Origin of the sequence: Streptomyces sp. NPDC102360 (assembly GCF_044766085.1) — a bacterium.
In the GTDB taxonomy this organism is placed as follows: Bacteria; Actinomycetota; Actinomycetes; order Streptomycetales; family Streptomycetaceae; genus Streptomyces.
Map to the genome: position 1 here is coordinate 167,787 of NZ_JBIWLG010000001.1, position 19,260 is coordinate 187,046.

The 19,260-nt window shown below is 70.1% G+C and carries 17 protein-coding genes; 5 read left to right on the plus strand and 12 right to left on the minus strand.

Features of this window, described 5'->3' with window-relative positions; genetic code table 11:
* Positions 1-3: 3 nt before the first annotated feature.
* Entirely contained in the window at positions 4-528 is a 525-nt protein-coding gene (locus ACIRHA_RS00805) for a hypothetical protein (protein WP_403838363.1), read from the plus strand.
* A 98-nt stretch (positions 529-626) separates the two neighbouring features.
* Here ACIRHA_RS00805 and ACIRHA_RS00810 read toward each other — a convergent pair whose 3' ends face one another.
* Both ACIRHA_RS00810 and ACIRHA_RS00815 read right to left on the minus strand, forming a co-directional pair.
* Positions 627-2,426: an ABC transporter ATP-binding protein gene (locus tag ACIRHA_RS00810; RefSeq protein WP_403838365.1), complete on the minus strand. Its 1,800-nt coding sequence runs from the start codon at positions 2,424-2,426 to the stop codon at positions 627-629.
* Entirely contained in the window at positions 2,423-4,318 is a 1,896-nt protein-coding gene (locus ACIRHA_RS00815) for an ABC transporter transmembrane domain-containing protein (RefSeq protein WP_403838367.1), read from the minus strand. The genes ACIRHA_RS00810 and ACIRHA_RS00815 overlap by 4 nt, the downstream gene beginning before the upstream one ends.
* A gap of 190 nt (positions 4,319-4,508) precedes the next feature.
* On the opposite strand from ACIRHA_RS00815, the gene ACIRHA_RS00820 reads away from it, so the two are divergent.
* Entirely contained in the window at positions 4,509-5,261 is a 753-nt protein-coding gene (locus ACIRHA_RS00820) for a L,D-transpeptidase family protein (protein WP_403838369.1), read from the plus strand.
* A 54-nt stretch (positions 5,262-5,315) separates the two neighbouring features.
* Here ACIRHA_RS00820 and ACIRHA_RS00825 read toward each other — a convergent pair whose 3' ends face one another.
* The 3 genes from ACIRHA_RS00825 to ACIRHA_RS00835 all read right to left on the minus strand — a co-directional run bounded on the left by ACIRHA_RS00825 (position 5,316) and on the right by ACIRHA_RS00835 (position 10,323).
* A complete protein-coding gene (locus ACIRHA_RS00825) occupies positions 5,316-6,746 on the minus strand; it encodes a Gfo/Idh/MocA family oxidoreductase (protein WP_403838371.1) in 1,431 nt (476 codons plus the stop codon).
* Positions 6,747-6,895: 149 nt separating this feature from the next.
* A complete protein-coding gene (locus tag ACIRHA_RS00830; protein ID WP_403838373.1) occupies positions 6,896-9,814 on the minus strand; it encodes an FAD-binding and (Fe-S)-binding domain-containing protein in 2,919 nt (972 codons plus the stop codon).
* Positions 9,815-9,879: 65 nt separating this feature from the next.
* Positions 9,880-10,323 (minus strand): MarR family winged helix-turn-helix transcriptional regulator, encoded by a 444-nt coding sequence (locus tag ACIRHA_RS00835; protein ID WP_403838375.1) that lies wholly within the window; start codon positions 10,321-10,323, stop codon positions 9,880-9,882.
* Positions 10,324-10,417: 94 nt separating this feature from the next.
* Between ACIRHA_RS00835 and ACIRHA_RS00840 the strand changes: the two genes are divergently transcribed.
* A complete protein-coding gene (locus ACIRHA_RS00840; protein ID WP_403838377.1) occupies positions 10,418-12,241 on the plus strand; it encodes an ABC transporter ATP-binding protein in 1,824 nt (607 codons plus the stop codon).
* 120 nt (positions 12,242-12,361) lie between these two features.
* On the plus strand, positions 12,362-13,195 hold the full coding sequence (mltG, locus tag ACIRHA_RS00845) for an endolytic transglycosylase MltG (RefSeq protein ID WP_403838379.1): 834 nt from the start codon (positions 12,362-12,364) through the stop codon (positions 13,193-13,195).
* A gap of 152 nt (positions 13,196-13,347) precedes the next feature.
* Here the strand turns inward: mltG and ACIRHA_RS00850 are convergent, their stop codons facing one another.
* The 5 genes from ACIRHA_RS00850 to ACIRHA_RS00870 form a co-directional block, all read right to left on the minus strand.
* A complete protein-coding gene (locus ACIRHA_RS00850; protein ID WP_403838381.1) occupies positions 13,348-14,460 on the minus strand; it encodes an NAD(P)-binding domain-containing protein in 1,113 nt (370 codons plus the stop codon).
* Between the two features lie 176 nt (positions 14,461-14,636).
* A complete protein-coding gene (locus tag ACIRHA_RS00855; RefSeq protein ID WP_403838383.1) occupies positions 14,637-15,686 on the minus strand; it encodes an ABC transporter substrate-binding protein in 1,050 nt (349 codons plus the stop codon).
* Between the two features lie 55 nt (positions 15,687-15,741).
* Entirely contained in the window at positions 15,742-16,509 is a 768-nt protein-coding gene (locus ACIRHA_RS00860; protein WP_403838384.1) for an ABC transporter ATP-binding protein, read from the minus strand.
* The gene (locus ACIRHA_RS00865; RefSeq protein WP_403838386.1) at positions 16,482-17,375 is read right to left on the minus strand and encodes an ABC transporter permease; all 894 of its coding nucleotides are present in this window, start codon (positions 17,373-17,375) and stop codon (positions 16,482-16,484) included. The genes ACIRHA_RS00860 and ACIRHA_RS00865 overlap by 28 nt, the downstream gene beginning before the upstream one ends.
* A 116-nt stretch (positions 17,376-17,491) precedes the next feature.
* Positions 17,492-17,647 (minus strand): putative leader peptide, encoded by a 156-nt coding sequence (locus tag ACIRHA_RS00870; RefSeq protein WP_403838388.1) that lies wholly within the window; start codon positions 17,645-17,647, stop codon positions 17,492-17,494.
* Between the two features lie 50 nt (positions 17,648-17,697).
* Here ACIRHA_RS00870 and ACIRHA_RS00875 point away from each other — a divergent pair, with 50 nt between their 5' ends.
* Positions 17,698-18,120, plus strand: a complete 423-nt coding sequence (locus tag ACIRHA_RS00875; protein ID WP_403838390.1) for a YjbQ family protein — start codon at positions 17,698-17,700, stop codon at positions 18,118-18,120.
* A gap of 69 nt (positions 18,121-18,189) precedes the next feature.
* Here ACIRHA_RS00875 and ACIRHA_RS00880 read toward each other — a convergent pair whose 3' ends face one another.
* The gene (locus ACIRHA_RS00880; RefSeq protein WP_403838392.1) at positions 18,190-18,318 is read right to left on the minus strand and encodes a hypothetical protein; all 129 of its coding nucleotides are present in this window, start codon (positions 18,316-18,318) and stop codon (positions 18,190-18,192) included.
* Between the two features lie 180 nt (positions 18,319-18,498).
* Positions 18,499-18,963, minus strand: coding sequence for an ArsR/SmtB family transcription factor (locus tag ACIRHA_RS00885; protein WP_403838394.1), 465 nt, complete (start codon positions 18,961-18,963; stop codon positions 18,499-18,501).
* Between the last annotated feature and the right edge of the window lie 297 nt (positions 18,964-19,260).

The window sequence follows — 19,260 nt, forward strand, 5'->3', positions numbered from 1 at the left end:
ATCATGAAGAACATCAGGATCGGCATGGCCGGATTCGCACTCGTGGCGGCCTTCGGACTGGCGGGCTGCGGGGGTGGTGGCGGCTCAGGCGGCGACGGTTCGGGCGGCGGCACGCCGGCGGTCAAGGACGCCTCCACCCTGAGCACGAGCGACTCACCGATGGGCAAGATCCTCGTCGATGGCAAGGGACGCACGCTCTACCTGTTCACCAGCGACGGCAAGAACAGCAACTCCATGAAGTGCGATGCGAAGTGCGTCAAGGAATGGCCGCACATGGAGGGCAAGCCGAAGGCGGGCGGCGGGGTCAGCGCGAACCTCATCGCCACCACGAAGGGGAGCGGCACAGCGCAGGCGACCTACGCCGGACACCCGCTCTACTACTACGCCGACGATCACAAGGCGGGGGACACGAAGGGGCAGGGCATCGACCAGATCTGGTACGTCCTCGACTCCCACGGCAACGCGATCAAGAAGGCCGCGCCCGCGGGCAGCGGGGAGGACAACGACAGTGGTGGCAACGGCTACTGAGGCGACGCCGGTCGGAAGCCGTCCCGAAGATCCGGTCGGGAGCCATCCCGAAGAGAGGGCTCCCGACCGTCACCGTCCACATGCCAGCCGCCCACACGTCAGCCGTGCCAGGACCGCCACAGCGCCGCGTACGCGCCGTCGGCCGCGACCAGGTCGTCGTGACTGCCGAGTTCGCGGATCCGGCCGTCCTCGACCACGGCGATGACGTCCGCGTCGTGCGCGGTGTGCAGCCGGTGCGCGATGGCCACGACCGTGCGGCCGTCGAGCACCCGGCCGAGCGAGCGCTCCAGATTGCGGGCCGCGCGCGGGTCGAGCAGCGAGGTCGCCTCGTCGAGGACCAGCGTGTGCGGGTCGGCAAGGACCAGCCGGGCCAGCGCGATCTGCTGGGCCTGCGCCGGGGTGAGGGCGACCCCGCCCGAGCCGACCTCCGTGTCGAGGCCGTCGGCGAGGCCACCGGCCCACGCCTCGGCGTCGACCGCGCCGAGGGCGGCCCACAGCTCCGCGTCCGCCGCGCCGGTGCGGGCCAGTCGCAGGTTGTCGCGCAGGGAGCCCACGAAGACGTGGTGCTCCTGGTTGACCAGGGCCACATGGGAGCGCACACGTTCGGCCTGCATCCGGGAGAGTTCCGCGCCGCCCAACGTGACCTGCCCGGTACGCGGCGCGTAGATCCCGGCGAGCAGCCGTCCGAGCGTCGACTTGCCCGCGCCCGAGGGGCCGACCAGGGCGAGTCGTGTGCCGGGCGCGACCTCCAGCGACACCTTGCGCAGCACGTCGACGCCCTCGCGGTAGCCGAAGTGCACCGCGTCGGCCTGGACAGCGCGGCCGTCGGGCCGCACGGAGGCGTCGCCCGCTTCCGGCTCGATGTCCCGCACGCCGACGAGCCGGGCCAGCGACACCTGGGCGACCTGAAGCTCGTCGTACCAGCGCAGGATCAGGCTGATCGGATCCACCAGCATCTGCGCGATGAGCGCACTCGTGGTCAGCTGCCCCACGCCGATCCAGCCCTGAAGGGCGAAGACCCCGCCGACCACGAGCACCGACAGCAGCACCAGGACGTGCACGGTGTTGATCACGGGAAAGAGCACGGAGCGCAGATACAGGGTGTAGCGCTCCCATGCGGTCCACTCCTTGACCCGCCGCTCGGACAGCTCGATGCGGCGGTCACCGAGCCGGTGCGCCTCGATGGTGCGCCCGGCGTCCACGGTCTCGGCGAGCGCGGCGGCGACGGCCGCGTACCCGGCGGCCTCCGAGCGGTACGCGGACGGCGCGCGCTTGAAGTACCAGCGGCAGCCGAGCACCAGGACCGGCACCGCGATGAGCAGCGCGGGCGCCAGCGGCGGCGCGGTCACCGCGAGACCGCCGATGAGCAGCGCCGCCCACACCACACCGATGGACAGCTGGGGCACGGCCTCCCGCATCGCGTTCCCGAGCCGGTCGATGTCCGTGGTGATCCGGGACAGCAGATCGCCCGTGCCCGCCCGTTCCAAGACGCCGGGAGGCAGGCCCACGGACCGCACCAGGAAGTCCTCCCGCAGATCCGCCAGCATCCGCTCGCCGAGCATCGCCCCGCGCAGCCGCACCTGACGGATGAACACGGCCTGGGCCACCAGGGCGAGCGCGAACAGGCCGATGGTGCGGGCCAGTTGGGGCCCTTCGAGGGAGTCGACGCCGTCCGGGTTCTCGGAGACGTCCTGGATCAGTCCGCCGAGCAGGTACGGGCCGGCCATCGACGCGATGACGGCGACCGTGTTCACGCCGATGAGCAGGAGGAACTCGCGCCGGTGGCGCTGGTACAGCTCGCGCACGTAGGCGCGGACCGTGGCCGGGGCGCCGACGGGCAGGGTGTTCGCCGTGGTGGGGGCCGCCGGGTCGTAGGCCGGGGGCGCTACGCCGATCATGCCGTCTCCTCGATGTCGATCTCGATGTCGGTACTGATGCCGGTTCCGGTGCTGATCCCGCCCCCGGTGCCGGCCTCGGTGTCGGTGTGCTTGGCGCCTTTGCCGGGCCGCGGCTCGGTGCCGGGGGAGGACTTCTCCTCGTCGGTCTCGCGGGTGACGACCGCGCGGTACCGGGGCTCGGTGCGCACCAGTTCGCGGTGTTCGCCGACCGCGGCGACCGCGCCCTCGTGGACGAACACCACGCGGTCGGCGCGGTCGAGGACCAGCGGCGACGAGGTCAGCACCACGGTCGTGCGACCGCTCCGCAGCGCGCGCACACCCTGGGCGATCCGGGCCTCGGTGTGCGAGTCGACGGCGGACGTCGGCTCGTCGAGCACCAGCGTCTCCGGGTCGGTGACCAGCGAGCGGGCCAGTGCGATGCGCTGGCGCTGGCCGCCGGAGAGGGACCGGCCGCGTTCGGTGATGCGGGCGGCCATCGGGTCCTCGTCCAGGGCCCCCTGGGTGAGGGCGTCGAGCACGTCGGAGCACTGGGCCGCGGCCAGCGCCTCGTCGGGTGCGACACCTCCGGAGGCCGGTACGTCGAGAAGTTCGGCGAGGGTGCCCGAAAGCAGCACCGGGTCCTTGTCCTGGACGAGCACGGCCGTCCGGGCGACATCCAGCGGCAGTTCGTCGAGCGGCACGCCGTCGAGCAGGACGGACGGTGCGGTCTCGCCCGCGTCGTCGTCGGTGGCGGACGCGGGGTGTCCGCCGAGCCGGTCGGCGAGGCGCCCCGCCAGGTCCGGATCCCCGCAGACCACCGCGGTGAGCCGCCCTGCGGGCGCCAGAACACCGGTCGCCGGGTCGTACAGGTCACCGGCGGGCGCCTTCGCCTCGCGCAGCCCGCCGTCCGGTTCCGTGACGCGCTCCAGCGACAGCACCCTGGAGGCGCGCTGCGCGGACGGCCGGGAGAACGAGTACGCCATGGCGATCTCTTCGAAGTGCCGCAGCGGGTAATTGAGGAGCATCACCCCGCTGTAGACGGTGACCAGTTCACCGACGGTGATCCGGCCCTCGCGCGCGAGGGCGACGCCGTGCCAGACCAGCACGATCGTCAGCAGGCCCGGAAGGAGGACCTGGATCGCGGAGATCAGCGCCCACATGCGCGCGCTGCGCACGGCGGCCCGCCGCACGTCCTGCGAGGCACGGCGGTAGCGGTCGAGGAACAGCTCCTCGCCGCCGATGCCGCGCAGCACGCGCAGGCCCGCGACGGTGTCCGAGGCGAGCTCGGTGGCATGGCCCGCCTTCTCCCGCTGGTGGTCCGCGCGCCGGGTGGCGCGGGGGAGCAGGGGCAGCACGGCGAGCGCCAGGACCGGCATGCCGAGCGCGACGACGACACCGAGCGCGGGCTGGTAGATCAGGAGCCCCACGGCGGCGATGACGATGGTGAGCGCGGCGGCGGTGAAGCGGGAGAGCGCCTCGACGAACCAGCCGATCTTCTCCACGTCGCCGGTGGACACAGCGACGACCTCGCCCGCGGCGACCCGCCGGGTGAGGGCGGCGCCGAGCGTCGCGGTCCTGCGGGCGAGGAGCTGCTGGACGCGGGCGGCGGCGGTGATCCAGTTCGTGACGGACGTGCGGTGCAGCATCGTGTCGCCGACGGCGACGCCGATGCCGAGCAGCACGATCAGCGCGCCGGCCTTGGCGAGACCGGTGCCGGAGCGGTCGACGACCGCCTGCACCGCGTAGCCGACGCCGTAGGCGAGGCCGGCGACGGAGACGAAGTGGATCAGGCCCCAGGCAAGGGACTTGGCCTGCCCACCGAGCTGATTCCGGCCGAGCCAGAGCAGGAACCGTGGGCCCGAGCGTGCGTCCGGCACACCCGGGTCTTGATACGGAAGGTCGGAGATCTGCATGACGTCCCAGGGCTCGAAGCGAGGTGGATCGAAGAAGCGGACTCAAAGGCAGCAAACCGTGAAAGGTTCGCGTCTTTCAGCGAGACGAGGCAAACGGTTTTCCGGTGCGGGGCAAAGAATCGGGACGGATCGAGCGTCGTGATCGGAGTCGGTCCCGCGGTTCGCGACCTGTGGTGCGACCATGGAACGCATGCGGAGTGCGGGTGCGATCAGGGCGGGCGTCGCGATGGCGGCGTGCGGTGTCCTGCTGACGACGGTGGCCGCCTGCGGCGCCGACGACGGCGGCAGCGGGAAGAAAGCCACGGGCGGCGCGGAGGCGTCGGGCGGAGCGTCCAGGGGTGCCGAGGCGCGTGCCGCGGACCTCAAGCGCATCCCGGGGGTGGGCGACCGCTACCAGAAGCAGATCCCGGCGAACGCCCGGCAGGTCGTCGCCGTGTACGGCGACGGCAAGGACGCGGCGGGCTCCACCATCGCCCTCTACACCAAGTCCGGCGACACCTGGAAGAAGCAGCGCGGCTGGTCCGGGCACAACGGCAAGAAGGGCTGGACGACGAGCCACCAGGAAGGCGACAAGCGCAGCCCCGTCGGTGTCTTCACGCTCAGCGACGCCGGCGGCGTCCTCGCCGACCCGGGCGCCAAGCTGCCGTACACGCAGTCGGCCTCGATCCAGGCCCCGCACTACTGGGCGAAGTCGCACTGGCACGACTTCGACTACGTCATCGCCATCGACTACAACCGCGCCAAGGGCACCCCGCCCAACGACCCGACCCGGCCGCAGGGCCAGTCCAAGGGCGGCAGCATCTGGCTGCACATGGACCACGGCAGCGGCACCTCGGCGTGCGTGAGCCAGTCGAAGGGCGACATGGAGTACCTGCTCAAGACGCTCGACCCGAAGCAGCACCCGGTGGTCGTGATGGGCGACAAGGCCGAGCTCAAGGCATGAGCCGCGCAGGTCGGTGGGGACGCGGCCCGCAGGGCCGGCGCCCCCACCGCGCGCTCAGGCCTCGCTCGGCTTCTCCGAGTCGACACCACCGCGTTCCTTGCGCCATCCGCCGCGCGTGAAGTCGGGGATCTGCTGCGGCGCGCCCTTCGCCTTGATGGAGAGGTGGCTCAGCGGGACCGGTGAGGTCCAGGTAGCGGCGTCGTACACGTCGAAGTCCGGGACGAGTCCGAGGCGCATCGTCTGCATCAGGCGGAACACCATGATGTAGTCCATGCCGCCGTGCCCGCCCGGCGGGTCCGAGTGCTCCTTCCACAGCCAGTGGTCCCAGTCGGCGTACTTCGCGAAGTCGCCCCAGGCGTCGTCCGTGTGGTCGGGCTCGATGTAGATCCGCGCCGGATAGTCCTCGAACACGCCCTTCGTCCCGCCGAGTTGGTTGATCCGCGAGTACGGGTGCGGGGTGCTGACGTCGTGCTCCAGGCGGATCACCCGGCCCTTCGCCGTCTGGACCAGGCTGATCGTACGGTCCGACTCGATGTACGTCTCCTTCCAGCTCGGGTCGCCCTTGGGCATGTGCTCCTCGCGGTACTCGGCGAGGCCGAGGGCAGGGGTGCCGAAGCTGGAGATGTGGGTGACGCGGTCGCCGCGGTTGATGTTCATGTAGTTCGCGACGGGACCGAAGCCGTGGTTCGGGTACAGGTCGCCGCGCAGCCGCGTGTGCCACAGCCGGCGCCACGGGCCCTCGTAGTAGTCCGGGTCGAACATCAGGCCGCGCAGGTCGTGGTTGTACGCGCCGGCGCCGTGCAGCAGCTCACCGAACTTGCCCGCGTGGGCCATCCGCAGGACGCGCATCTCGTTGCGCCCGTAACAGCAGTTCTCCAGCTGCATGCAGTGTCTTCGGGTGCGCTCGGACAGGTCCACCAGCTCCCACAGTTGGTCCAGCTGGAGCGAGATGGGGCACTCGACGCCGACGTGCTTGCCGTTCTGCATCGCCGTCTTCGCCATCTCGAAGTGCCAGTCCCACGGCGTCGCCACGTACACGAAGTCGATGTCCCCGCGCTTGCACAGGTTCTCGAAGTCGTGATCGCCCTTGACATAGGAGGCGGGCGCGGGCTGGCCCGCCGCCGTCACCTTCGCCGCCGCCTTGGCGGTCTTCTCCTTGACCGGGTCGCACAGGGCGACGACCTGGACGCCCGGGATCGCCAGGAAGAGGTCGATCATGCTGCCGCCGCGGTTGCCGAGGCCGACGATGCCGACCCGGACCGTGGACCGCCGCTGGAACGGTACGCCGATCATCGTCCGGCCCTGCTGTGCGGGAGCGTTCGCCTGCGAGGGTACGGAGGAGGGTTCGGTGGCGTGGGCCGCGCCGGAGCCGAACGCGGAGAGGCCGAGGCCGGCCCCCGCGACACCCGCGGTGCGCAGGACGTCGCGGCGCGAGTGACCGTCGGGAGGGGTGGCGTCCAGGGGCTGCTTGTCGTCGTCGTGCATCGGACCTCCAAGGCTGGTGGGTGCGGTGCCGGGCAAACGCAAGCCACCTTGGAGGGGGTGAGGGCGGGGCGCAAGGGACGGAAGGGGGTGGGGAGTTGGACTTTCCTTTACCCGCCTTGGGGTACCCGCCTTCGGAAACCGATCGGAGATCAGGGCCGGGTCGCGCGCTCCAGCTCCACCAGTACGGAGTAGTACGAGCGGCCCGTCGCATGGTCCATGCCGACCTCGCACATCCGGTTCGCCGACAGATGGGCGTCGTACCTGCGGGACATGACCTCCGCGGCCTCCTTCGCCGTGGCGGACTCGGTCAACTCCTTGTGGAGCATGCCGCGGTCGCCGGCGAAGCCGCAGCAGCCCGCGTCGTCCGGCAGCACCACCTCGTCGGCGCAGGCCTCGGCGACGGCTCTCAACTGGGCCACGTCGCCCAGGTGTTCCATGGAGCACGTCGGGTGCAGCACGGCGGAGCCGATCGTGCGCTCGATGGTGAGGTGCGGCAGCAGCTCCTCCGCCGCCCAGACCAGGGAGTCCACGATGGTCAGCTCCGCGTGCAACTCGCGGTTGTCGTCGGTGAGATACGGCACCACCTCGTCCGCGATGCCCAGCGTGCACGAGGAGGCGTCCACCACGAGGGGCAGCCGGCCGCCCGCGGTCCAGGCCCAGGCCGCCTTGACGATCCGGTTCGCCATCACGTTGTTGCCCTCGTCGTAGCCCTTGGAGTGCCAGATCGTGGCGCAGCACGTCCCGGCCACATCGTTCGGGATCCACACCTGCTTGCCCGCGCGCGCGGAGACCGCGACAACGGCCTGAGGCAGCGATACGTCTCCGGGGGTGCCGAAAATGCGGTTCACGCACGCCGGGTAGTAGACGGCCGTGGCCCCCACGCGCGCGGTACGCGGTAGTTTCCGGGCCGCCGCGGCAGGTACCTCCGGCAGCCATTCGGGCACCAGGTCGGGCCGGATCGCCTTGCGCGCGGCGTCCGTCACGGTCGTGAGGAGGCGGTCACCGATCTTGTCGGCCGCCGCCACCGCGAGCCGGGCCGAGGCCTCCACCGCCTTGAAGTTCTTCGCGACGAGCGCGGCCGTGCGCTCCTCGCGCGGCGAGTGGCGGGCGTGCCGGAAGCTCTTCATGAACGCCCCCGTGTCGATGCCGACGGGGCAGGCCAGCTTGCACGTGGAGTCACCGGCGCAGGTGTCCACGGCGTCGTACCCGTAGGCGTCGATCAGCTCGTCTTCCACCGGCGAACCGGACGGCTGGCGCATCATCTCGCGGCGCAGCACGATCCGCTGGCGCGGCGTGGTCGTCAAGTCCTCGCTGGGGCAGGTGGGTTCGCAGAAGCCGCACTCGATGCACGGGTCGGCGATCAGCTCCACTTTGGGGATCGTCTTGAGGCCCCGCAGATGAGCCTTCGGGTCGCGGTCCAGCACGATGCGCGGCGCGAGCACCCCGTCCGGGTCGATGGCCTGCTTCGTGCGCCACATCAACTCCGTGGCTCTGGCGCCCCATTCGAGCTCCAGGAACGGTGCGATATTGCGGCCCGTCGCGTGCTCCGCCTTCAGGGAGCCGTCGAACCGGTCAACCGTGAGGCGGCAGAACTCGTCCATGAACGCCGCGTACCGCTCCACGTCCTCGGGCCTCGCCGCGTCGAACGCCAGCAGGAAGTGCAGATTGCCGTGGGCCGCGTGCCCGGCCACCGCGGCGTCGAAGCCGTGCCGTGTCTGCAGTTCGAGCAGCTCCTCGCACGCCTCCGCGAGCCGCGAGGGCGGCACCGCGAAGTCCTCCGTGATGAGCGTCGTACCCGAAGGGCGCGAGCCGCCGACCGCCGTCACGAACGCCTTGCGCGCCTTCCAGTAGCCCGCGATGGTCTTCGCGTCCCGTGTGAACTCATTGGTCACCGAGGCGACGGGCGCGACGAGTTCGAGACCTTCGAGGGCCTTCGCCGCCGCCGTCTCGTAGGCGGCCTGCGTCGTCTCGCCCAGGGCACGGAACTCCACGAGTAGTGCCGTCGTCTCCTTGGGCAGCTCGGCCCAGTCCTGCGGCACGCCCTGCACGCTGACCGAGGCGCGCAGCGTATTGCCGTCCATCAACTCCACGGCCAGGGCGCCCGCCTCGTTGAACACCGGTACCGCCGCCGCGGCCGCGGTAAGGGAGGGGAAGAACAGCAGCGCCGTCGACACCTTCCGGTCCAACGGCAGGGTGTCGAAGACGACTTCGGAGATGAACCCGAAGGTGCCTTCCGAGCCCACCATCAGGCCCCGCATGATCTGTACCGGCGTCCCGCCGTCGAGGAAGGCGTCGAGACGGTACCCGTTCGTGTTCTTGATCTCGTACTTGGCGCGGATCCTGCGGGTGAGTTCCGCGTCTTCCTCGATCTCCCGCTTGATCGCCAACAGGGCCTCGCAGAGCGCCGGTTCGGCATGCGCCAGATCTTCGTCCGCGCGCGGGTCGCCCGTGTCGACGACGGTGCCGGACGGCAGCACGAAGGTGAGGGAGGAGACCGTCCGGTACGAGTTCCGGGTCGTGCCGGCCGTCATCCCCGACGCGTTGTTCGCCACCACGCCGCCCACCGTGCAGGCGATCGCGCTCGCGGGATCGGGGCCGAGGACGCGCCCGTGCCGCGCGAGCGTGGCGTTCGCCCGCACGATCGTGGTGCCGGGTCCGATCCGCGCGCGCGAACCGTCGCCGAGCACCTCGATGCCCGCCCAGAACTTGCGGACGTCGACCAGGATGTCCTCACCCTGAGCCTGGCCGTTCAGCGACGTGCCCGCCGCGCGGAAGACGACCTCGCGGCCCTTGCCGTGCGCGTAGGAGAGCACCGCCGACACGTCGTCGATGTCCTCGGCGACCACCACGACCTGCGGCACGAAGCGGTACGGGCTGGCGTCCGACGCGTAGCGCACCAGGTCCGAGATCTTCGTGAGCACCTTGTCCGCACCGAGCAGCCGCGTCAGCTCCGAGCGCAGCGGTTCCGGCGTGCCGCCGGCCTGCCGGTCCGGGACCCGGTCGGGCGCCGGGCCCGACGGGCGGGCTCCGGGTCGCAGGGCTTCCGGCTTCGGCTCCAGCAGCGGCATGGCCTCTCCTTGATCGCGGTCAGTACTTCTGCGCTGTCAGTACTCCCGCGCGGTCGGTACTCCGGTCAGCACTCCGGTGTGCGCGGGGACTCGAACAGTGCGTTCAGCAAGACCGTCAGCTGCGCGCGCTGCTCTTTGTCCAACGGTGCCAGGATCTCCTCTGCCGCGGCGCGGCGCGCGCTGCGCAGCTCCCGCAGGGCAGCCCGCCCCTTGTCGGTGAGCTCGATGCGGATGACCCGGCGGTTCGTGGGGTCCGGCGCACGGCGCACCAGGTCGGCCGCCTCCAGGCCGTCCACCGTCGTCGTCACGGCGCGCGGCACCACCTCGAGGCGCTGCGCCAGATCGGCCATGCGCGGCGGCGTCTCGTAGTGCACCAGCGTGCGCAGCAGCCGGGACTGCGCGGGGGTGATCCCGACCGGCTCCAGCTGGCGGCGCTGTATCCGCTGCAGGCGGCGCGTGAGCCGCAGCAGTTGCTCGGCGAGGAAACCGTCGGCGTCCGGTGTCTTCATGCCGGGAACGTTATCAGGACCCTGTGCATTGTGAATAGGGGTAACAATGCACTAAGCTCCTCAAAGTTCGATCTCTGAAGTCTCTAGGAGGCCCATGCCCCGCGACGAAATCCGCTGGACGCCGCCCCCCGATGCCAACGCACCGGGTCAGCCGCGCCAGATCCGCCGCATCCTGTCCCTCTTCCGTCCCTACCGCGGCCGGCTCGCCCTCGTCGGGCTGCTGGTCGCAGCCGCGTCCCTGGTCACGGTCGCGACGCCGTTCCTGCTCAAGGAGATCCTCGACGTCGCCATCCCGCAGGGCCGCACCGGGCTGCTCAGCCTGCTCGCCCTCGGCATGATCGTCAGCGCCGTCGTGACGAGCGTCTTCGGCGTCCTTCAGACGCTGATCTCGACGACGGTCGGCCAGCGCGTCATGCACGATCTGCGCACGGCGGTCTACGGCCGGCTGCAGAGCATGTCCCTCGCCTTCTTCACCAAGACCCGCACCGGCGAGGTCCAGTCCCGCATCGCCAACGACATCGGCGGCATGCAGGCGACCGTGACCTCCACCGCGACCTCCCTCGTCTCGAACCTGACGAGCGTCGTCGCCACGGTCGTCGCGATGATCGCCCTCGACTGGCGCCTGACGATCGTCTCGCTGCTCCTGCTGCCGGTCTTCGTGTGGATCAGCCGCCGGGTCGGCCGCGAGCGCAAGAAGATCGCCACGCAGCGACAGAAGCAGATGGCCGCGATGGCCGCGACGGTCACCGAGTCCCTCTCCGTCAGTGGCATCCTGCTCGGCCGCACCATGGGCCGCGCGGACTCACTCACCAAGTCCTTCGCCGACGAGTCGGACGAACTGGTCGGCCTGGAGGTCAGGTCGAACATGGCGGGGCGCTGGCGGATGGCCGTCATCAGCATCGTCATGGCCGCCATGCCCGCGGTCATCTACTGGGCGGCCGGTATCGCCCTGCACTTCGGCGGCCCCACCGTCTCCATCGGCACACTCGTCGCGTTCGTCTCGCTGCAGCAGGGACTGTTCCGGCCGACCGTGAGCCTGTTGCAGACCGGCGTCCAGATCCAGACCTCGCTCGCCCTGTTCCAGCGCATCTTCGAGTATCTGGACCTGCCGGTCGACATCACCGAGCGTGCGGACGCGATCCGCCTCGACACCGTCAAGGGCGAGGTCCGTTTCGAGAACGTCGAGTTCCGCTATGCCACCGAAGATGCCGCCGACGACCGGCAGGGGGCGATCCTGGACGGCATCGACCTCACCGTTCCCGCGGGTGGCAGCCTCGCCGTCGTCGGTCCCACCGGGTCGGGCAAGTCCACGCTCAGCTATCTGGTGCCGCGGCTCTACGACGTCACGGGCGGCCGCGTCACGCTCGACGGCGTGGACGTACGCGACCTGGACTTCGACACCCTCGCGCGCGCGATCGGCGTGGTCTCCCAGGAGACGTATCTGTTCCACGCGTCGGTGGCCGAGAACCTGAGGTTCGCCAAGCCCGACGCCACCGACGAGGAACTGCACGCGGCGGCCCGAGCGGCCCAGATCCACGAGCACATAGCCGCGCTGCCGGACGGCTACGACACCGTGGTCGGCGAGCGAGGTCACCGCTTCTCCGGAGGTGAGAAGCAGCGCCTGGCCATCGCCCGCACCATCCTGCGGGACCCGCCTGTGCTCATCCTCGACGAGGCGACCAGCGCGCTCGACACCCGCACCGAGCACGCCGTACAGGAAGCCATCGACGGGCTCTCGGCCAACCGCACGACGCTCACGATCGCGCACCGCCTCTCCACGGTCCGCGGCGCCGAGCAGATCGTGGTCCTGGACTCCGGGCGGATAGCCGAGCGCGGTACGCACGAGGAACTGCTCGGCCGGGAGGGCCGCTACGCGGCGCTGGTGAGGCAGGACGCGCGCGTGGAAGCGGCGGCGTGACGGGGGTCGTGCCCGGGCCGCCATGACATCGGCGCGAACAGCGGGGAGAGAGTCCGTGAGGGAGTCGAGGAGCGCAGAGATATGTCAGGGATGTTCTGAGGCACGGGATACCGTTCCGGCATGCAGACGGAGACTCCGCGACGGAACACGACGCGAATCACGCGCCGAGGGCGCGTCGCCCTGACGGCGACCGGGGTCGTCGTGGCGGCCACCGCCGTCGCGGTACCGCTGGCCCTGCGGGGTGAGGGCGAGGCGGACCGGGTTCTGACCATTCCGGAGGGCTGGCGTTCGGGCCAGGTGTACGACGCCGTCGACAAGGCGCTCGACGTCCCGTCCGGCACCACGAAGAAGGCCGCACCCAAGGCGCACCTCAAGCTTCCGGGCGACGCGGGTGGCAATGCCGAGGGGTACCTCTTCCCGGCGACGTATCCCCTGAGCGACAAGTCGACTCCGCGGTCGGTCCTTGCGTACATGGTCGACACGGCCAACAAGAGGTTCGGCGGCAGCGGCACCACCGCGGGCGCCGAGCGCAACGCCGTCAACCCGTACCAGCGCGTCATCATCGCGAGCATCGTGCAGGCCGAGGCGGACAACAAGGAGGACATGGGCAGGGTCGCCCGCGTCATATACAACCGGCTCGATCACGACATGCCGTTGCAGATGGACTCCACCATCAACTACGGGCTCGGCCGCTCCACGTTGGACACCACCCACGACGACACCAAGATCAACAACCCGTACAACACCTACGCGCGCAAGGGGCTGCCGCCCACCCCGATCGGCAATCCGGGGGAGCAGGCGATGCGGGCGGCGTCCAGTCCGGCGGCGGGTGACTGGCTGTACTTCGTGACGGTCAAGCGGGGGGACACACGCTTCACCGCGGACCTGGCCGAGCAGGAGAAGAACGTGACGGAGTTCAACAAGAACCAGGCGAAGGCGAAGAAGGACGGCTGACGATGCCCTCCGGGGCTCCTGGACTCCTGGGCGCCGGGGCTCCGGGGATCCGGGGTTTTCCGGGACCACTGGGCTCCTGGGTTCCTGGGTTCCGGGGCGCCGGGCAGAAGGGTGGCCCACCTGTTCGGTTCAGGGCGCCCGAATGTGCCGCCTCACACCGTGACCGGTGTCCTGCGTCCCAGGAGTCGCTGGATGTCGCGGATCGCGGCGCGCCCCGCACGGTTCGCGCCGATGGTGCTCGCCGACGGGCCGTAGCCGACCAGGTGGATGCGGGGATCGAGGGCCGCGCGCGTGCCCTCCACACGGATCCCGCCACCCGCTTCCCGCAGCTTCAGCGGCGACAGATGTTCGATGGACGCCCGGAAACCGGTGGCCCAGAGGATCACGTCGGCGGCCACCTCGTGACCGTCGTCCCAGGCCACGCCGGTCGGCGTGATCCGGTCGAACATGGGGTGCCGGTCGAGGACGCCGTTCGCACGCGCCGCGCGGATCGCGTCGTTCACCGGAAGCCCGGTCACCGACACCACGCTCAGCGGCGCGAGCCCCTGGCGTACCCGATCCTCGACCATCGCCACGGCGGCCCGCCCCTGCTCCTCGTCGAAGGGTCCTTCACGGAAGACGGGCGGCCGGCGGGTCACCCAGGTCGTCGAGGCGGCGTACGGAGCGATCTCCATCAGGTGCTGCGTCCCGGAGGCCCCACCGCCCACCACCACGACGCGCTGACCCGCGAACTCCTCGGGCCCCTGATACTGCGCGGTGTGCAATTGCCGCCCGCGGAAGGTCTCCTGCCCCGGGTAGCGCGGCCAGAACGGCCGGTCCCAGGTCCCCGTCGCATTGATCAGGGCCCGCGTGGACCACACCCCGTCCGAGGTCTCGACGAGCAGCCGCCCGTTCTCCCCCTCGCGTACCGCCCGCACATCGACCGGGCGCCGTACGCGCAGGTCGAAGGCTTCCTCGTACGAGGAGAAGTACCCGGATACGACCTCGGACGACGGGCGCGCGGGGTCGGCGCCGGTCAGCTCCATGCCGGGCAGGGCGTGCATGCCGTGCACCTTGCCGTACGTGAGTGAGGGCCACCGGAACTGCCAGGCGCCGCCCGGGCGGGGCGCGTGGTCGAGGACGACGAAGTCCCGCTCGGGCTCGAAGCCCACGCGGCGCAGGTGGTAGGCGGCGGACAGGCCGGCCTGTCCGCCGCCGATGACCACGACGTCTACCGGGCGCGCCTGTGCGGCGGAGGTGTCGTCTCGTACCCCGATATCGTTCACGCTTCTACTAACTCCGCCGGGGTGCGAGATCTTCCCACTCCGTCCGCGCCGCGCGGCTCAGCGTCCGCCCGCGACCGGCAGCGGCGCACCGGACCGGCGTGCCAGAGGCTCCACGAGCCCGCGTGCGTCCGTCGCCGCCCGTCGGCAGGAACCAGTGCAGGGTTACGTTCACGGGTTCAGGACCCCTTGCCATATGTGCGCGGCGCGGTGGTCGAGGGCGGCAGCTCGCCGTTGAAGCGAGTGTCGACGTACTTCGAGAAGTCGACCTTGCGCGGGATCAGCTTCAACCGGGTGAAGGTGTCGGCGATTTGCTGCTCGGATGCGATGGCGCCCTTGTCGACGGCGACCGTGACACGTGTGCCGTTCGTACGCTTCACGGCGTCGTACGCCGCCCCGTACGGCAGTCCGGTGTCCTTGGCCCACACCTTCGCCCAGGCCTGCGGATGCTTGTAGACCCAGTTCTGAGCGCGCCGCAGCCGATCGAGATAGTCCTTGATGGCTGCGGACTTCTTCTTGTCGTCGAGCGCGATGGGGGAGGCGACCTGGAAGGCGAGCCCGTTGGTGACTCCGTCGCCGTCGGTGAGCACGCGACCGAGCTTCGCGCGCAGTGCCTGCGAGGTGTACGGGTCCCAGACGGCCCACGCGTTGACCTTGCCGGCGGTGAACGCGGCGAGTGCGTCGGCCGGTTGCAGGTACTTGACCTTCACGTCCTTCAGCGTGAGCCCGACCTTCTTGAGCGAGGCGACGAGCTGGTAGTGGGCCGAGGATCCCTGGGCCACCGCGATCGACCTGCCCTTGAGTTCCGCCGGGCTCTTCAGCTTCGAGTCCTTCGGGACCAGGATGGTGTCACCCTTGGCGGTCCCGTGGCTTGCGGACACCACCTTGATCTTCGAGTCGGCACCGGCCGCGAAGACCGGCGGCGTGTTGCCGACGCCGCCGATGTCCACGGCCTTGGCGTTGATGGCTTCGAGGAGCGGCGGCCCCGAGGTGAAAGTGGACCAGTGGATCTTGTAGTCCAGGTCGTCGAGTTCACCGGCAGCCCGCAGTACCGCCTCCGAACCACCCTTCTGGTCACCGACGTTGAGGGTGAGCGACCCCTTTCCGTCGACGCCGCCGCCACTTCCACCGCTGCCGGTGGCTGTGCTGGCGGTGGAAGCACCGGAGCAGCCGGCGAGCAGGAGGGCGAGGGGTGTGAGGAGGGCGCCGGCTATGAGAGGGCGTCGCATGACAAGTCCGTTCAGAAATAGGGAGGTTGAGGCGGTACGAGAGGGTCGGGTGGAGTCAGTGGGGGGATTCCTCCGACCCGTCCACGCCCAGCCGGTTCAGCAACTCGGCGCGCAGTTCGGCGAATTGCGGATCGGTGAGATCGCGCGGCCGGTCCAGATCGATACGGGTCTCGTGGGCGATGACACCGTCGTCCATGACGAGCACACGGTCGGCGAGCAGTACCGCTTCCTCGACGTCGTGTGTCACCAACAGCACCGCGCAGCCGCGTCGTTGCCACAACTCGCCGACCAGGCGCTGGGCCTTGATCCGGGTCAGCGCGTCGAGCGCGCCGAACGGCTCGTCGAGCAGCAGCAGATCGGGCTCGCGCACGAGGGCACGGGCGAGTGAGGCGCGCTGGGCCTCGCCGCCGGAGAGCGTCTTGGGCCAGGCGTCCGTTCGGTGCCCGAGGCCCACCTCGTCCAACGCCCGCTCAGCAACGTCCCGTTCGGGTTTGCCGGGCAGGCCGAGCAATATGTTGCGCCACACCCGCTTCCATGGCATGAGCCGCGGCGCCTGGAAGGCGACGGCCTTGCGTCGCGGCACGAGTACGGTGCCCTCGATGTCGCGGTCGAGCCCGGCGAGGATGCGCAGCAGCGTGGACTTGCCGCATCCGCTGCGCCCTAGCAGGGCGACGAACTCCCCTGGCTGGACATCGAGTTGAAGGTCATTGATGACGGCACGGCCGTCAAAGGATCGGCTGAGCCCTTCGACGCGCACGGCGGAACCGGCACCGACAGTGGTCTCAGGGGTGGTGGTCACCGGCCGGTGAACGTCGGTCGCCATTGCAGCAGCAGCCTTTCGAGGGAACGGACGACGAAGTCGGCGAGCAGGCCGAGGAACGCGTAGACGATCAGGCAGACGACGATGACGTCGGTGCGCAGGAAATCCCGGGCCTGCACCATCAGGAACCCGATGCCGGCATCGGCGTTGATCTGCTCGGCGAAGACGAGCGCCAGCCACGCGATGCCGAGCGAGTACCGCAGCCCGGTCATGGCCCCGGGCAGCGCACCCGGCAGCACCACATGACGTACGAGCCCCCACCGGCTGAGCCCCAACGACTCACCGGCCTCGATGAGTTGGGAGTCGACACCACGAATTCCGGCGTACACGTTCAGGTACAGCGGAAAGGACACACCAAGGGTGATGATGGCGACCTTCGGCGCCTCACCGATCCCGAACCAGATGATGAACAGCGGGATCAGCCCGACGAACGGCACGGTTCGCAGCATCTGCACGCTTGCGTCGACGAGGTCCTCGCCGACCCGGAAGAGACCGGACAGCAGCGCGAGCCCGGTTCCGACGACGACACCGCACAGCAGTCCGACGGCAACGCGTTGCAGCGAGACGCCCATGGCCGCGGGCAGCGACCCGTCGGACACGAGATCCGCGCCGACACGCGCGATGGTGCCGGGCGACGCCAGTACCTCGGGCGTCAACACCCCTACAGATGTGAGGACTTGCCACAGTACGAGGAGCAGCAGCGGTCCACTGGTGCGGCGCAGCCAACGGGGGACACGGGTGCGGCGGGTGGAGGAGGGGACGAGGGGGACGAGTTCGGGCGCCGACGCCGGGGACTCGGGCGAGTCGGGGTCGGCGGACGCGCCCTGTTTTTCGGCAGGCGAAACGGGCGGAGCATGACTGATGCTCATGGCACTCCATGGCAGGCGAGGGCGCGCCTCGGTGTCAGCGGGCGCGCGTCAGCGGCGCACCGTCACGGACGAACACCGAAGCGGCGACGAAAAAAAGAAAGCGAGAGGAGAAGGCGTCAGCAGCCGGGCCGACACGCGGCAGAGGCCACCCGCAGCAGGTCGATGTGACCGCGCGTGGTGAGCATGGCTGAACGCAACATGCGGCAGAACGTATCCACTTGTCGACGCATGGTCAACGGTGTCTCAGCCCATGGACCGGGCGTCCCGGACATCGGCCGTCCCCACCGGGCGCCCGACCGCCCTCCTGGGGGACAATGTCCCCATGTCAGACGTCTTCACGACCCGAGTCCTGGACCTCACCACCGGCTCCACCGAGCGCGTCGTCGACCTGACGCGCGACTGCGAGTCCTTCCTGCGCGAGGTCGCCCACGGCCGCGACGGCCTCCTCAACCTCTTCGTCCCGCACGCCACGGCCGGCATCGCCATCATCGAGACGGGCGCCGGCAGCGACGACGACCTCCTCGCCGCCCTCCACACCCTCCTCCCCGCGGACGACCGCTGGCAGCACAGCCACGGCTCCCCGGGCCACGGCCGCGACCACGTCCTCCCGGCCTTCGTGCCACCGCATGCGACGTTGCCGGTGGTGGGCGGTGGGTTGGAGCTGGGGACGTGGCAGTCGGTGTGTTTGGTGGACACCAACAAGGACAATCCGCGGCGGCGGGTGCGGCTGTCGTTCCTTGCTTGAGGTGATGATGTCGCCGACGGTAGGCCTGAAGTCCGGCCGCGCCAAAGGGCTCTGTCCGAAACTCTGCAGCTACTTGCGCTGGTGCTCCCAGACGGCCTTGTCCTTGCGTACATCGGCGAGGCGGTCCAGCCGTTGTTGGTCCGGGTCGGGCAGGGCCAGGCTGAGCCTGACCGGGCTCGCGCAGCTCGGTGATGGCACGGGCTCGGCTCAGGGTCGTCTCTACGGCGAGACCTGCCGGATTGAGTACGGGGCCGCCGCTGGGCCGTTCGAGCAGATACCAACGCACTGTTGCCGAGAACAGTGCGCCCTGCTCCCCCGCGACGCTCAGTGGTCCGGTACGTGTTCTTTGATACCGCGTACCGGACCGTTGCCACTCGCTCAGGGAGGTGCTTGCGCGGTCGGGCGTTCGGGCTGCTCAGAGTCCTGGAGTTCGGCCAGCAGGACGATCTGGCCGGCGAGGAGCTCGGTCAGGATGCGGCGGGCCGCGCGCAGGAGTTCGGCGACGTCGCCTCCGGCCAGCGCGTAGGCGACCGTGGTGCCCTCGCGGGTGGAGACGACGATGCCGGAACGGCGCAGCACGGCGAGTTGTTGCGAGAGGTTCGAGGGCTCTATGTCTATGTCGATGAGCAGATCCCGTACGGACACCGGCCCGTTCCCGGACTTCTCTGCCACCGGGCGGATGAGGTGGTACTGGGTGCCCAGAGTGATCAGGATGTCCTCGATCTTGTCCGTGAGGCCCAGCGTCTCCATCGTGCGCATCTTGGCGCGGATCACGTCGGTGTTCCCGGCCGCGGCGACGCTCAGGTCGAGCTCCTTGCCGCCGCCCAGGGTGCCGAGGGCCATGCCGCTGGTGTAGTCGACGACAGCGGCTCCCAGCGCGCCCTGGATCTCGGTCAGTAGGGTCTTCAGCGACCCAAAGCGGTTGCGGATGGAGTTTCCACGCGCTACGGCACCTGACGTGCCGGAGTGCGCGACCAACTGGCGCGGAGGGCTCCGCCACAGGCCGAAGTGAGCCGAGCGGACCCACGACATCCTCGGCCAGGGCCTGCCCGACGCCTCGATCCGCTACGACAAGTACGCAGCAAGGCGGTCAGGTGCTCGGCGCCGGCGGCTGCCCCGCCTCCAGTACGCCGTGTGCTT